Genomic DNA, 14,929 nt, shown 5'->3' with positions numbered 1-14,929 from the left:
ATAGTACAGCCCTCGCGCGCTCTCGCACATGCAAAAGACCTACAAGAAATACTGAGTGTCCGCTCGGGGTCGAAAGGCGCCCTTCGCTACACCGGCGCAGAATCCTCTCCCCGCATGCTCACCAGGAAAGACAGGCCGTCACCCGCGCCTCGTCCACCTGCAGCGAGAACTCCCACCCGTTGCGCTCGCACAGGCGCTGGACGATGCCGAGGCCCAAGCCATAGCCATTGGACGCCGGAACGCCATCCGAGGTGGGCCGGCCCGCATCGTCGCCGCTGCGCCGGTTGGTGACCAGCAGGTCGCGCGCGCGGATGCGTACCGTGATCGGCCCCTGGCCGGCGGGCGTGTGCTCGAACGCGTTGCGGACCAGGTTGGCGACCGCGATCAGGAACGCCTGCGGGTGCCCCTGGACGACGGGCGTGGCGAGGCTTTCGACATGCACTTCGACGTCGACGCCCTTGCCATTGAGCAGGTAGCGCTGCTGGTCGATCGCCCGGTCCACCAGCGGCGCCACGAGGAAGCGTTCGCCGTACTGCCCGTCGTCGGCTTCGCGCGCGATGCACAGGAACATCTCGATCGTGGACTTCATCTCGGCCGTCGCGCGGCGGATCCGCTGCACCGCCCTCGCATCCTCGTCCGACAGGTCGGCCTGCTCCAGCAGTTCGATCGCGCCGGTGATCACCGTGATCGGCGTGCGCAGCTCGTGGCTGGCGGAGCCGGTGAAGTCGCGCTCGCGCACGACGAAGGCGCTGATGCGCTCGAGCGTCTTCTCGATGGTGCCGGCGAGCAGGCCCACCTCGTCGCGCCCGAAGCGGCCGGACTCGATGAGCTTGTGGTCGCCGGCCGACAGGTGTTCCAGGTCGATGCCCGCGACCACGTCGGCCAGCTGCACCACCGGCGCCACCGCCCGGCGCATCACCAGCATGCCGAGCCCGAACCCCAGGGCGCCGAGCACGCCCACCACGCCGGTGATGACGAGCAGCCACCACCAGTCCTCGGACGAGGCCGCCTCGATCCCGGCGACGTCGAACACCACGAAGGCGCGCCCCTGCGGGTTGTCGGCAGGGACGACCGCAACGTGCAGCTCCTCGGCGACGAATTCGTACAGGCCCGCGTCGGGGCCGGCCTGCGCCCATTTCCGCAGCGGTTCCGGCAAGCTTCCGGCGTCGTCGTATCCGCGCAGGTTGGTGTTGAGGTCGGGATAGCGCTCGGCGGCGTGCTGCAGCTGGTTGGCCAGCACCCGGTCTTCGCTGAAGCGGATGGCGCCGTAGAACGCGAAGCCCCAGGCTACGCTGAGCCCGACCACACACAGCGCGAACGCGTACTCGACCCGTTTGCGCAGACTGTGCTGCCGCACTACTCGGCGTCCTCCGCGATCCGGTACCCGATCCGGTGCACCGTGTGGATCAGCGGCTGGTCGAAGGGCCGGTCGATCGCCTGCCGCAGCTTGTACATGTGCGAGCGCAGCGCATCGCCATCCGGCCGTTCGTCGGCCCACAGCAGGGTCTCCAGGTCCTCGCGGCTCACCACGGACGGAGACTCTTCCATCAGCCGCCGCAGCAGCTTGATGCCGGCCGGATTGAGCTCGACGCGCCTTCCTGCCCGGTGCACCTGCAGCGTGGACCGGTTCAACGTCAGGTCGGCCACGGCCAGCAGCTTGTCGGTATTGCGGTGGCTGCGCTTGTACAGGGCGCGAATGCGCGCATGCAGCTCCTGCAGGGCGAACGGCTTGACCAGGTAGTCATCGGCGCCGGCGTCGAAGCCCTTGAGCCGGTCGTCGAGCGTGTCGCGCGCGGTCAGCATGAGCACGGGCGTCTCGATCCCGGCCTCGTTGCGCAGCCTCTCGCAGAAGGTCAGGCCGTCCATCCGCGGCATCATCAGGTCCAGCACGATGACGTCGAACGGATGGGTCAACGCCAGGTTCATTGCGGTCACGCCGTCGTGGGCGAAATCGAGCACATGGCCGAGCTTTTCGAGGTACGCGGCGATGTTCGCGCAGATGTCGCGGTTGTCCTCGACGATCAGCGCCCTGATGGGCGTCGCATCAGGAACGCGTGCCATCTGCCGCCTCCGTCTACCAGGCGTAGTCTAGCCGAAGTCCGATCAGCGGCTCGGCCTCGCTTTCGTCCTCCACGTTGACGCCCCGGCGGTAGTCGAACTCGGTGTCGTCGGTCGAGGACGCCGAGGTCAGGTTGATGACGTCGAGGAAGGCGGTGACGTCGATGGGGCCGAACGCGCGCCGGTAGTCGACGCGGGCGTTGAGCACGCCGTAGCCGTCCCTGCGGCCGATGCCGCGCTCGACCGTCTCGCGCGAGTAGCGCAGGGGCTGCCCGGGACCCAGCACGTCCTCGTGGATGAGGTAGGCGTCCTCCGGCCGGCCGGACAGGTACTTGTAGCGCGCGGCCACCTTCCAGCGGTCGGTGATTTCCCAGGTCACGCCGAGGGTGGCCACGTGCTCGCGGCTGAACTCGTCGGCGACGGCGCCGCGGCCGTCCTTGCGGTCGATCTCGGCATCGTTGTAGCTGTAGGTCGCGCTGGCGTATAGACCTTCGCGGATCGTGCCCTTGAGCACGACGTCGACGCCGCGGGAGGTGCCGTCGCCAATGTTGGCGAACGTGCCGCTCACGCGATCCTGGTCGACCACCAGGTTGTCGAGGTTCTGGTTATACGCTTCGGCCAGCACCGACCAGCGATCGTTGATGAAGTACTCCAGCCCGACGCTCGCGTGCGTGATCTTCTCGTTCTCCAGCGTGTTCGCCGCGTTGGCCGCGAGGTCCAGGAACCGTGGCGACTGGTGGAACAGGCCCGCGGTCGCGAAGTACCTGACGCGCTTGCCCGGCTGCCAGTTGGCCCTGAGCCTGGGCGAGACGAGGCTTTCGTCGGTGAGGTCGTCGCGCTCCAGGCGCACGCCGGTGCGGATGTCCCACGCGCCGAACTTGAAGGCCTGGTCCACGTAGCCGGCATAGTTGGTGGCCGTGCGGCTCAGGGTGGAGTCGATGTTCTCCGGCGTCAGCACGATGTAGCGCTGGTCCGGGTCCGGCCTGAAGTCGTCGCTATCGTAGACGTAGCGGATCCAGTCGCCGTCCAGCACGGTGCCGTAGTCGAGCTCGATCCGCGTCGCCTGGACGCCCGCACTGAACGTGCCCCAGCGGTTCACCGTGGCGAAGTCGCTGTGCCAGCCGATCTCGGTCTCGTCTTCGGTCACGGTGATGATGTCTTCGCGCACCGGAAAGTCGGAGGCGGGCGATCCGGGGGGCGCGAGATCGGGAAACGCTTCGCCCTCCGAGCTGATCTTGTCGCTGGCGCGGCGGTAGACCCTGTTGGTCCACGTGGCGTTCTCGCCGATCAGCGATCGCAGGGTCACGCCGTAGAGGTCGCTGTCCTGCCGGAAGTCGAGCAACGCGGCGTCTTCGAAGTTGGGCGACTCGAAGACATGGGTCACGTCGCGCGTGTAGGTCTCGTTGGTGTCGATCAGCAGCACCTCGAGGGTATTCGACGGGCTGATCGGCACGACCGACTTGACGATCACGTCGCGCAGCACGGGATTGCCGATGTCCAGTTCCTCGATCGTTTCGAACAGGGAGCCGAAATCCAGCCGGCGCGCGGACACCAGCAGGGTGGCGTCCTTGGTGATGCCGGCGGGACCGTCGTAGCCGACTTCGAAGCCGGCGAGGTCGTAGCGCAGGCTGGCCGACGGGCTCGGGTTGCCGCCGGCCACTTCGAGCTTGAGCAGCGAGGCGGCGCGTCCGCCGTAGGCCGGGCCCCAGCCGCCCGGCGAGAACTCGGCGCCGCTGATGACATCCGGCGCGAAGATCGAGAAGCGGCCGCCACCGCCGACGTCCTCGTCCTCCCCGAGCGTCGCGTCGAAGTGCACCGCCTTGTCGAAGGGGAACTCGTCGACGAAGACCAGGTTGTCGCGCGGCCCGCGGCCACGCACGCTGAAGCTCGCGAATTCGCTCGCGGAGGCCAGCCCCGGCAGGCCGTCGAGCGAGAGCAGCGGATCGGCGCCGCCGCCGACGGCGTCGCGCAATGCGTCCCGGTCGAGCCAGGTGCTGGACGGCGATGACAGCGCATCGAGCGGCCGCGCCTGGACCACCACCTCGTCCAGCAGCGGGACGCCGAGATCGAATTCGACCTGCGAGTTCTTGCGCGTGATCACGCGGACGCTCGGCTCGTAGATCGTGGCGAACCCGGCCTTGGCGATGTTGACCGCGTACAGCCCCGGGTCGAGCCGGTCGACCACGATGCGGCCCTGCGCGTCCGTTTCCAGGGAGCGTGCGGTGTCGGTATCGCGTTCGGTGAGCGTGACCGTCGCGTTCGGCAGCGGCCGGTCGGTCGTCTGGTCCCTGACGATGATGGTCAGGGCGCCGGGCGCCTCCGCGGCGTGCGCGAACAGGGAGAAGCCGATCAACTGCGCCGAAAGTGCCAGCGACAACGTCCGTCGCGCGTGCCTGCTCATATCGCCCTGCCTCCAGGATTGGCCGTATCACGTCATGAAGCGATGCGAGGTTAAGGGCGCAAATGTCGCCAAAAGGTCGCCGGCGCGGCCGCGCGGCAGCGGGTGCCGATGCCGATGCGTATGCGCCCGATGTGCATCCGTTTGCATTCCAGCGTCCGATGGCGCCGGGCCGGTTGGCGAGCCCATCGACCCTGTGGCTGCGCTTGCTCGTGCGTACGCCGGCCTTGTGCCGGCTGCGGCTCGATCAAGGAGCGCCGTCGTGAGAGGCCAACCGGAGTCCGGGTCTCGCATCGGAACTCGCAGGTCCATCCGGAGCTGCGCTCGGCGACTACTGGACGGGCCGCTTCGGGTCGAGCGCGACCGCCGGCTATCTCCCGAGCCGACGCCCCAGGCCTGACCACCTTCCCGCATGTCGCGCGAGCGCGTTCGCAAGCACATCGGCGCTCCCGGCCAGATGCAGGACGCTCCGGGCGCGCGTCATGCCGGTGTAGACCAGCTCCCGCGACAGCACGCGGTTGTCGCGCACCGGCAGCACCAGCCAGGCCTCGTCGAACTCGCTGCCCTGGGCCTTGTGCACGGTCATGGCGAAGGCGCTGTCGTGCGCGGGCAGCGCGGCGGGATGGAACGGTCGCGGGTGCTTCGGATCGTCGCCGGGGAACCAGGCCATCAGGGTGCCGCCGTCGTCGCGGAGGCAGATGCCGATGTCGCCGTTGAACAGGCGGTGGCGGTAGCTGTTCTCGCTGACCAGCAGGAGGCGGCCGTGGAAATGGCGGCCGGCGGCGGATGCCGGGCCGGCGCCGCGGCGGGTACCGGCGAGCAGGTCCTCGATGCGGGCGTTGAGGCCGCGAGCGCCCTGGGGGCCTTCGCGCACGGCGGTGAGGATGCGCAAGGCGCCGGCGCGGGCGAGGGCTTCGGCGGGGTCGGTGGTGTCGGCGAGTGCGGTCCAGTGTGCAAGGAGGTGGTCGCGGTGGGTTTGCAGGGGGTCGGTGATGCCCTCGTGGAAGTGGACGCCGGAGAGCTGGCCGCTGCGCAGCAGGGACAGTGCGGTGGCGGTGTCGCCTTCGCGGACGGCGGTGGCGAGGGGGGCGAGGTCGAGGGTGGCGCTCTGGCGGTGGTTGCGGGTGAGGTGGATGTGGTGGGCGGGGAAGGTGGATTGCGTGGCGGCTGCGGGGAGAGCGCCCTCACCCGCGCCTGCGGCGCGACCTCTCCCGCGGGCGGGAGAGGTGTGGGACGCGGCGGGCGGAGAGGCGGCGGCGAGGATGCCGGCGAGGACGTCGCCGGCTTCCACCGATGGCAGCTGGTCGGGGTCGCCGAGCAGGACCAGGCGCGCGCCGTCGGGCACGGCTTCGACCAGCTTGGCCATCAGCGGCAGGTCGATCATCGAGGCTTCGTCCACCACCACCACGTCGAACGGCAGCGGGTTGTCGGCGTGGTGGCGGAAGGCGGGCGAGTCGGGGATGGTGCCGAGCAGGCGGTGCAGGGTGGTGCCGGAGGTGGGCAGGCGGGCGGCGAGCGCGGGGTCGATGCCGCGCGCGGGCAGGGCCTGGACGGCGTTGCGCACGCTTTCGGCCATGCGTTCTGCGGCGCGGCCGGTGGGCGCGGCCAGGGCGATGCGTGGGGGCGAGGCGCCGGCGGCGTCGGCCTGGGCGACGAGCGCCAGCAGCAGGCGGGTGATGGTGGTGGTCTTGCCGGTGCCGGGGCCGCCGGTGATGAGCAGGAGGGGGTGGTGCCGGGCGGCGGTGATCGCTTGGGCCTGCAGGTCGTCTGCGGGTTGCGCGGGGATGCCCCCTTCTGCCCTTCGGGCCTCTTCCCCCGGGAACGGGGGAAGAGAAGGGATCCGGGAGGTGCCGATGCGGTGGAGGCCGGCGGCGAGGCGGCGTTCGTATTCGCGGTAGCGGCGGAGGTAGACGAGGCCGTGCTCGTAGACGAGCGGGGCGTCCGGGGTGGATTCGAGGTCGCCGCTTTCCGGGAGCGCGACCCAGCGGGAGGATTGCAGCGCGTCGTGCCAGGTTTCGGGCGTGGGCCAGCTGATCGGGCTGTCGACCAGGCGCTGGGGCTGCGCCGGGTCGAATCCGGCGTGGCCGGAGGCGACGGCGAGCGATGCGAGGGCGGCGGCGGCGAGCACGGTGTCGGGCGTGTCGGGAGCGAGGCGGCGCAGGCTCTGGGCCAGGGCGTGGTCGAGGGTGCGCAGGGCGCCGGCCCTGGCGAGTTGCTGCAGGAGGCCGGTGGGACGCGATGCCTGCGATGGCGGCGCGTCGTGTGCGCCATGTGCGTCGCGCAGGTCGCGCGGGTCGCGTGCATCTGCCGCATCCGATGTCTCCGGTGTGCCGCGGGCGTCAACTGCGTCCCCGGCGGTCCGTGATTTCCCTGACTCGCGTGGGTCGCGCGCGCCGGGCGTGGCGGCGGTCGGGTCGACGGGCTGGTCTTCGGGGAAGAGCGGGAGCGTGGTGGTCATGTCGGCATCTGGTCCTGGCGCGGCTCCGCCGGACCCTCACCCCTGCCCCTCTCCCGTGAACGGGAGAGGGGTTCTGCCGCGGGCTCGCCCACCTCGGGCGTGTGGCCGGCGAACAGCGCGTCTAGTTCGTCGACCAGTTCCGGATCGAAGCGCCAGGCCTGCACGCCCTGCGCATCGTCGCGGCCGGCATCGAGGCCGCGGCAGAACAGGTAGCGGATGCCGCCGAAGTCGCGGGCGTAGTCGTAGGCGTCGCCGAGGCGGAAGCGCAGCCAGCGGTGCAGGGCCAGGGTGTAGATCAGCGCCTGCAGGTCGTACTCGCTGTGGGTCATGGCCTCCGCGAGCCGTGCGGGACCGTAGCCGGGCAGGCGGTTGGACTTGTAGTCGAGTACGTACCAGCGGCCATCGTGCACGTACGTGAGGTCGATCAGGCCGGTCATGAGGCCTTCCAGCCGGCGGCGCGCGCCGAAACCCTGGCGCGCGGTGAGCAGGCCGTGGCGGTGCAGCAGCGCGAGCAATGCATCGATGCGCGTGGGCGCGAGCGCGAACTGGAATTCGATCTCGGGGCGGCGCTGGCCTGCCGGCACGTCGGCCAGGCGCACGCCTTCGGGCAGGGGCACGGTGAGGGTGTGGCCGATGAGCGGGGTGAGCACGGCGAGCCCGTCGTCGATGTCGCCCGCCGGATAGCCGCCGGCGCGCAGGCGTTCGGCGATCAGTCCGGCGTCGTCGCTGGTGGGCGCGGGCGCGCCGGGCGTCCATGCGGACCAGCGCGCGAAGTCGGTGCGTTCCAGCACGTCGTGCAGGACCACGCCGAAACGGGTGCCGCCGAAGCGGGCATCGAAGATGTCGGCTGCCCCGTCGACAGGCGCCGTGTCGCGCAGGTCGGCGCCAGTGCCTGCGTCGACGTCGGCAGCCGCGCCCTCGCCCGCGTCGACGCGCGGCGCCGTCATGTCCATGCCCGCATCCACTTCGCCGGCAGGCTCGTCCCGCCCGCCTTCCGCCGGCTGCGTGGCGCTGGCCGCCGTGTCCTCCTGGCCGTCGGCATTGGCGAGCTGGGTGAAGCTGTAGACCCACCAGTCGCTGGCGAGCGCGCGCCGCGCGGTGCGCGCGGGCGGCACGGCGTCGGTCGACGCGGGTGGCAGCCAGGGCAACCTGTCGGGCGGGCTGCTGTCGTCGATGGCGACCGCGTCGCCCAACGCGGCCTGCAGCGCATCGGGTTTCGCCACCATGTGCTGCAGCGGCGACCTGTCGTGATTGCAGAACAGGCCGCTGGCCAGCCACAGCGCGTGGCGCGCGCGGGTGAGGCCGACGTAGAGCAGGCGCGCGTCTTCGGCGCGCTGGGCAATCAGCCAGGCGTCCTTGGCCGCCTCCCAGCCGGACTGCGAGACCAGCAGTTTCCAGTGCAGCACGCGGCCGTCCTCGTCGTTGACCACGACGCGCTGGCCGGGATGGCGCGCGTGCGCACCGATGGCGGCGAAAGGCAGGAACACCAGCGGGTATTCCAGGCCCTTGCTCTTGTGCAGGGTCACCACCTGCACGCGGCGGGCGTCGGACTCCAGCCGCAGCAGCTGGCTCTCGTCGCTGGCGTTGGCATCGGCGATGGCGTTGGCCAGCCAGTCGACCAGGCCGTGCAGGCCCAGCGCGCGCGCCTGCGCGTCCTGCAGCCCTTCGGCCAGCTGCAGGTAGTTGGTGAGGCGGCGCTCGCCGTCGAGCAGGCCGAGCAGGCGGCCGGCGTGCTGCGCGCACAGCGCGTTGACCAGGGCCAGCGGGCCGCCACGCTGCAGGCGTTCGCGCCAGGCCAGGGCCTCGAGCTGCCAGTGGCGCAGCGCCTCGCCGTCGTCGTCGAGCGCGGCGATGGCGGCGGCGTCCAGGCCCACCAGCACGCTCGACAGCGCCATGCGCAGGCGGCCGTCGTCGGCGCCGTGCAGCAGGGCGAGCAGCAGCGCGTGCAGGTCGCGCGCCTCGGGCGTGGCGAACAGGCTCTGCCGGCCGGCGGCGACGGCGGGGATGCCGGCCATCGCCAGCGCGTGGCGGATGCGCGTGGCCTCGTTGTGGCTGCGCACCAGCACCGCGATGTCGCCGAGCTGCACGGGGCGGCCTTCGATGCTGGCGTTGCCGTCGCGCGCGTCGAACAGCACGCGGTGGATGGCGGCGACGCAGGCCTTGGTGGCGAGTTCGCGCGAGTGCCCGGCTTTCCAGGGCTTCAGCTTGCCCTTGCTGTCGACCTCGTCCGGCAGCGGTGCGCGCCACACGGTGAGCGCGGGCGCGGGTACGCCGTGGCGCTGGAAGTCCTCGTCGCGGCGCACGCCACCGGGCTGCACTTCGTAGAACCTGATGCGGGTGTCGATGAAGGGCGGCGGGATCTTTTCGTCCACTTCCGCCGCGGCCTGCGCCTGCGCGTACAGCGCCGAGACCGCGCGCAGCACGGACGGGCGCGAGCGGAAGTTCTGCGACAGCGGCGGCGCGTCGGATGCGGTTTCGCGCGCGGCGAGGTAGGTCTCGACGTCGCCGCCGCGGAAGCCGTAGATCGCCTGCTTGGGATCGCCGATCACGAACAGCGCCGGCGCCTGGCCGTGAAGCGCGGCGCTTGCGGCACCGAACACGTGGTCGAAGATGCGCCACTGGCGGGCGTCGGTGTCCTGGAATTCGTCCACCAGCGCCACTTCGTACTGGGCGCGCAGGCGCTGCACCAGGTCGGCGGCGTGCGGGCCGTCGATGGCGTCGGCGACGCGGTCGATCAGGTCGTCGTAGGTCTGCACGCGCTGCTGGCGCTTGGCGCGGGCGACGCGTTGGCGCGCGTCGAAGCGCAGGCGGTGCAGCAGCTCGACGCGGCGCGCATCCTGCCATTCGGCCATGGCGGCGAGCGCGTCGAGGTAGGCGGGGATGGCGTCGCAGACCGGCGAGTCGGGCGTGCGGCCGGCACCGGCCTTGCTGGTGCGCAGCTGCAGCGTCTCGCGCGTGAGCTGCGGCAGCTTGGGATGCTGGAACGGCAGCTTGCGTTCGCTGGCGTTGCACCACTGGTGCAGGGCATCGAAGAGTTCACCGATCCAGGCGAGCTTGTAGCTGCCGGCATGCAACACCTTGCCTTCCACAGCGGACACCAGCGAGGCGCGGAAGTCGTCGCCGTGCGCGCGGAAGGTGTCGGCCAGCGCTTCGCCGCTGGCGTGCAGGCGCGGCGCGGGGTCGTCGGGCAGCTCATCGAGCGCGGGGCGCAGCGTGCGTTCGCGCACCAGCAGCGGCAGGTCGCCGGCGAGTGCGGCCGGGCCGCCCGGCCACAGCGCGAGCAGGTCGTCGGCGGACTCGCTGCCGCGGCCATGCGCGCGCCACAGGTCGGCGGCGATCGATTCGTACAGCGGCGCGTCGCTGGTGAGCAGCTCGGGCGCGTCGAAGGCCTGGCCCGCTTCCAGCGCATGCTCGCGCAGCACGCGCGCGCAGAAGCCGTGGATGGTGAAGATGGCGGCGAGGTCGATGTCGTTCGCGGCGGCGTGCAGCCGGCGGCGCAGGGCCTCGGCGGTTTCGGTGCCGCGCGCGAGGTGGCCTTCGAGGACGTTGCGGGTGAGCGCGGCTTCGGGCGTGTCATCGCTGGCGGGCGGCGCGCCGACCAGTTCGCCGGCCAGCAGCAGACGTTCGCGGATGCGCTTGCGCAGCTCCTGCGTGGCCGCTTCGGTGAAGGTCACGGCCAGCACCTGGCCCACGCGCAGGCCGCGCTCGACCACCAGGCGCACCACCAGGGTGGCGAGGGTGTAGGTCTTGCCGGTGCCGGCGGAGGCTTCGATGGCGTGCACGCCATCGAGCGCGAGGTCGAGGTAGAGGTCGCGCACCGGCGCGGGCGTGGAGGAGGCGACGCTCATTCGGCCTCCTCCAGGTCGAGTGCGTCGGCGATCGCGTGCAACGCTGTCGGGTCGGTGCCGGCGTAGAGCTTGCCCTCCACCACCGCCAGGTAGATGCCCATCGTGAGGTCGATGAAGGCAACCTGCGTGGCTTCGTCGCTGAAAGGGTCGCGGCCGCGCAGCGCCAGGCGCAGGGCTTCGCTGCTGCTCTCGCCCCAGTTGAAGTCGCTGCCGTGCCACTTCTTCGCCGCGGCCTCGAGGCCCTTGCGCATGTCGTCGGCGCGGAAGAATTCCCAGCCGCTGTAGGGGGCGAACGGCAACGGGCTGCGCAGGCCGCGTTCGCGCAGGGCGACGAGCATGCGCAGCACTGCGCGCGCCTGCGCCGGATCGAGCGGGTCGCGCTCATGCGGGCCGGCGCCGCGTTCGCGATCCTCGTGGAATTCCACCAGCGGCCTGGCCAGGCCGGCGGCGCTCGCCAGCAGCCAGTCGAGGCCGTTGCGGATCGCCGAGCGGCCGGCGGGTGGATCGAAGCGCACGCGCACGATGCCCTTGTCGTAGACGTCGGCGATGCGGCCCTGCAGGCTCACCTCGTCGAGCGGTACGTCCAGGCGATGGGATTCCGGGGTCGCATCGCCGCGCCATCCGCCGAAGGCGAGCGCGTAGGGATCGACCTGTGCGCGCATCTGCTCCAGCGCGCGATGCCCCAGCGGCCCGGACGGCAGCAGGCCGCGCGCGCGCAGCCGGGCGTGGGTGGTGGCATCGTCTTCGCCGCGCAGCACCGCATCGAACACCGCCTGCTGCAGCACCTGGCGCGCGATGCCGCGGCCCGGCGCCAGCAGCGGCTCGACGTCCTCGTCGACCTCTTCGACTTCGGCCAGCCGCAGGCCCAGGCGCTGGCGCAGGAAGGTGTCGGCCGGCGACTGCAGGAAGCGGCGCAGTTCGTCCAGCGTGAGCGTGGTCGCTGCGGCGGACGCACTTGCGCCTTTGATTCCGGAACCGTCGGCAGCGACGGCACCCGCGGCTTCGCCATCGTCCGGCGCAGCCAACGCCTCGCCATCGAACCATGCCGGCAGCGGCGTACGCTTCGCCATCGGCTGCGCGGCCGCGGGCCACCACTGCGCGCTGTAGGAAAAGCGCCGCGGCTCGTCGCTGCCGCCGAATGCGGCCGGCGCGAACGGCTGCAGCGGATGCCGCACCACCAGCGCCTCGCCCGCGTTCGCTTCGGGTACGTGCTGCGCATCGGCCGCGGCCAGCAGGTCGGCCACCAGCACCGAGGGTTCGCGCACGCTGCCGTCGCGCGGGTCGGCGCCCTGGTAGCTGACGTAGAACACGTCCTGCGCGGCGGCGAACAGCTGCAGGAACAGGAACCGGTCGTCGTCGCGGGTGGAGCGGTCCCCGCGCAGGCGCAGACCCCTGGCGACATCGGACGCCAGCCGGTCGATCCCGCCGCCCGGATCGCGCCGCGGGAACGCACCGTCGTCCATGCCCAGCAGGCAGATCACGCGGAACGGCAGCAGGCGCATCGGCACCATGCGCGCGATGCTGACGCCGCCGGTGAGCAGCGGCGCGCGGGTGTCGGCCTCCGACAGCGCGGCGGCGAAGTGGGCGCGCACGATCTCGGCCGGCACCGGCGTGTCGACGCCGGCGCGATGCGCGTCGGCGGCGAAGGCGTCGATCAGGCTGCGCAGGCGGTCGAGCGCGCGGCGGGTGTTCGACGACTCGGGCGGACGCGTCAGCAGCGCATCGAGCAGGCCGAGCAGGCGCTCGCGCCAGCCCTCGGGCGTCAGCGCTTCGTCCAGCACGCGGGCGTGGCGCGCGAGCACGCGCAGCAGGCGCACGAGGGTGTCGAGCGCATCGAGCGCACTGCCTTCGAGTTCCGGCATCGGCGCGACCAGCTGCCCGCCGGCGGTGGCGATCGGCGCGTCGCTGCCGGTGGCGTGGCCGAGCAGCAGGCGGTCGAGCGCGAAGGCCCAGGTGTAGGCATCGTCGTCCGGCGCGTCCAGGCGCGCGCGGTGCGCGCCATCGAGGCCCCAGCGCGCGCCGGCCGCGTGCAGCCAGGCGTGCAGGCGGTCGAAGGCGGCGGCATCGAGGTTCGCGGCCTCGGCCAGCGGCGGGCTGGCCAGCAGGTCCAGCGTTTCCACCAGGCCGAAGCGCGCCACCGGCAACGCCAGCAGGCGCAGGAAGACGTCGGCCAGCGGTTCGCCGGCCAGCGGACTGGCGTCGGCGACGGCCCAGGGAATCGCCTGATTGAAGCCGGCATCGCCGCGGCCGCGGCCGCCGAACACGGCGTCGAGGTACGGCAGGTAGGGATCGATGTCGGGCGCCAGCACCGCGACCTCGCGCGGCTGCAGCGGCGGGTCGAAGCGCGGATCCTCGAACAGCGCGCGCAGCTGGTCGTGCAGCACCTGCAGTTCGCGCAGGCGGGTGTGGCAGGCGTGCACCTGCAGACTGGGATCGTCGCGGCGCAGTGCCGGCAGGCGGGTGCGCGGATCCGCGGCGGTCGGTGCAGGCGGCGGCACCGGGCGACGGTGGAACAGGTCCGACTGCAGCCGTCGCAGCAGGCTGCCGGCCAGCGCGCCGCCGCCCTCGCCCGGATCGGCATCGCCGCGAACCTCGATGTCCGGGTGCACCACCTCGTAGCCGCCCAGCAGCGCCATGAAGTCGCGCCCGGCCGCGCCCCAGGCGCGCAGCAGCGGGTTCTCGCCGGCCGCGGCCCCGGGGTCGCCGCCACGCACGCGCTGCAGGTCGCCCCAGTAGTCGCGGCTGGGCGAGGGCACGTAGAAGTGCAGCGTGCCCACGCGCGCCTGGGTGGCGACCACGCGCAGCACATCGGGCGAGACGTTGAGGATGGCGAAGGCGAACAGACGCTTCGGCAGTCCATCCGGCAGCGGCGCATCCGGTGCGGCGAAACCCTCCAGATACTCGTGGATGCGGCGCGCGCGATGCTGCGTGCCGCCGGCCACGCGCCGCCACAGCGCGGCCTGCGGATCGCGCGGCGCCTCCCCGGCCTCCCAGGCCAGCAGCCATTCGCGGCGCCAGGCCTTGTACTTCTCGAAGGCCTGCGCGAGCTCGCCAGACAGCGTCCAGGCCTTGAGCGGATCGGGCGCGCCTTCCAGGTAGGCGCGCAGCGGCTGCAGCGCGCGCTCGCGCAGCAAGGCCGGGTCGGCCAGTGCGGCGTGGATGCGCCAGCGCAGCGCGGCGGCGTCGAGGTCCTCGCCCTTGCCCGGCACGTTGGCGTCCAGCGCGCGCTGCACGAATTCGCCCGGCGTCAGGAATTCCAGATTGGCCGACACCCCGTGCGCCTGGGCCAGGGTGGCCTGCAGCCAGCGGCGCAGCGCCACCTGCGGGATCAGCACCACGTCCGGCTCCAGCGGGCCCTGCCCCGGCGCCGGGGTGCGCAGCTCGCTGGCGAGCAGCCCGGCCAGCACGTCCAGCGCGTTGGAGTGGTAGAGGCGGAAGTCGGTCCGGGCGTGGGTGTGCATGCCCCGGGCATTGTGCAGGAACCGGTCGCAGGCCCCGATACGCCACCCGCGCGCCGGTGACGGCGGCCGGTACCGGCGCCCCGGGTGGTCGGGCGGAGTTTGGCGTTTATACTTCCGCGCTAGCTGCGGCTCCGTCGGCCGCTTGCCAAGGGTGTTTTCGTGCGCAATTACGACCTCGAGTTCCTCAAGCGCTTTTCGATGGTGATCGGCTTCCTGGTCCTGGTCACGCTGGGCCTGATCATCGGCGCCGCCTTCCTGCATCGCGCGCTGCCGCCGGAGGTCGACCCTGCCGCCGCCAAGCGCACCGAGTACCGCATCGCCCCGGTCGGCGCGGTCTACGCCGGCAGCACCGGCGCCGCCGCCCAGGCCGCGGCGGCGGCGGCGGCCGCGGCGGCCGCCGCCTCGCAGGTGGCCTATGGCGGCACGCTCGACGGCTCGGTGGTGTACCAGAACCTGTGCTCGGGCTGCCATGCTTCGGGCGCCGGCGGCGCGCCGACCCTGGTCACCGCGCAGTGGGCGGCCCGCATCGCCCAGGGCAAGGACACGCTGTACCGGCATTCGATCGAGGGCTTCACCGGCAATGCCGGGGTGATGCCGGCGAAGGGCGGCAATCCTGCGCTGACCGACGAGCAGGTGCAGGCCACCGTCGACTGGATGCTCGACAACCTGCAGTAAGCTGGCCGCCGCCGCGGTCCCACGACGCCGC

7 protein-coding genes are annotated in these 14,929 nt (G+C 71.9%); 1 reads left to right on the top strand and 6 read right to left on the bottom strand.

What is annotated here, in order from left to right:
• Positions 1-118: 118 nt before the first annotated feature.
• From FZO89_RS09980 to recC, 6 genes are all read right to left on the bottom strand, one after another.
• On the bottom strand, positions 119-1,357 hold the full coding sequence (locus FZO89_RS09980; protein ID WP_149103113.1) for a sensor histidine kinase: 1,239 nt from the start codon (positions 1,355-1,357) through the stop codon (positions 119-121).
• A complete protein-coding gene (locus FZO89_RS09975; protein ID WP_187471191.1) occupies positions 1,357-2,034 on the bottom strand; it encodes a response regulator transcription factor in 678 nt (225 codons plus the stop codon). The genes FZO89_RS09980 and FZO89_RS09975 overlap by 1 nt, the downstream gene beginning before the upstream one ends.
• A 40-nt stretch (positions 2,035-2,074) precedes the next feature.
• The gene (locus FZO89_RS09970) at positions 2,075-4,459 is read right to left on the bottom strand and encodes a TonB-dependent receptor (RefSeq protein WP_149103111.1); all 2,385 of its coding nucleotides are present in this window, start codon (positions 4,457-4,459) and stop codon (positions 2,075-2,077) included.
• A 367-nt stretch (positions 4,460-4,826) separates the two neighbouring features.
• Positions 4,827-6,914: an exodeoxyribonuclease V subunit alpha gene (recD, locus tag FZO89_RS09965; RefSeq protein WP_149103110.1), complete on the bottom strand. Its 2,088-nt coding sequence runs from the start codon at positions 6,912-6,914 to the stop codon at positions 4,827-4,829.
• The gene (locus FZO89_RS09960) at positions 6,911-10,762 is read right to left on the bottom strand and encodes a UvrD-helicase domain-containing protein (RefSeq protein ID WP_149103109.1); all 3,852 of its coding nucleotides are present in this window, start codon (positions 10,760-10,762) and stop codon (positions 6,911-6,913) included. Before FZO89_RS09960 ends, recD begins: the two co-directional genes overlap by 4 nt.
• The gene (gene recC / locus FZO89_RS09955; RefSeq protein WP_149103108.1) at positions 10,759-14,223 is read right to left on the bottom strand and encodes an exodeoxyribonuclease V subunit gamma; all 3,465 of its coding nucleotides are present in this window, start codon (positions 14,221-14,223) and stop codon (positions 10,759-10,761) included. The genes FZO89_RS09960 and recC overlap by 4 nt, the downstream gene beginning before the upstream one ends.
• Before the next feature lie 159 nt (positions 14,224-14,382).
• On the opposite strand from recC, the gene FZO89_RS09950 reads away from it, so the two are divergent.
• A complete protein-coding gene (locus tag FZO89_RS09950; RefSeq protein ID WP_149103107.1) occupies positions 14,383-14,898 on the top strand; it encodes a c-type cytochrome in 516 nt (171 codons plus the stop codon).
• The last annotated feature ends 31 nt before the right edge of the window (positions 14,899-14,929 follow it).

The organism is Luteimonas viscosa (assembly GCF_008244685.1).
GTDB classification, from domain to species: domain Bacteria; phylum Pseudomonadota; class Gammaproteobacteria; order Xanthomonadales; family Xanthomonadaceae; genus Luteimonas; species Luteimonas viscosa.
Note: the sequence above shows the minus strand (reverse complement) of the source record. Positions and strands in the feature narration are given on the sequence as shown.

Bases quoted from the DNA above. Each gene is read 5' to 3' on its own strand.
- FZO89_RS09970 (WP_149103111.1), bottom strand. From the start codon at position 4,459: ATGAGCAGGCACGCGCGACGGACGTTGTCGCTGGCACTTTCGGCGCAG.
- recD (WP_149103110.1), bottom strand. From the start codon at position 6,914: ATGACCACCACGCTCCCGCTCTTCCCCGAAGACCAGCCCGTCGACCCG.
- FZO89_RS09960 (WP_149103109.1), bottom strand. From the start codon at position 10,762: ATGAGCGTCGCCTCCTCCACGCCCGCGCCGGTGCGCGACCTCTACCTC.
- recC (WP_149103108.1), bottom strand. From the start codon at position 14,223: ATGCACACCCACGCCCGGACCGACTTCCGCCTCTACCACTCCAACGCG.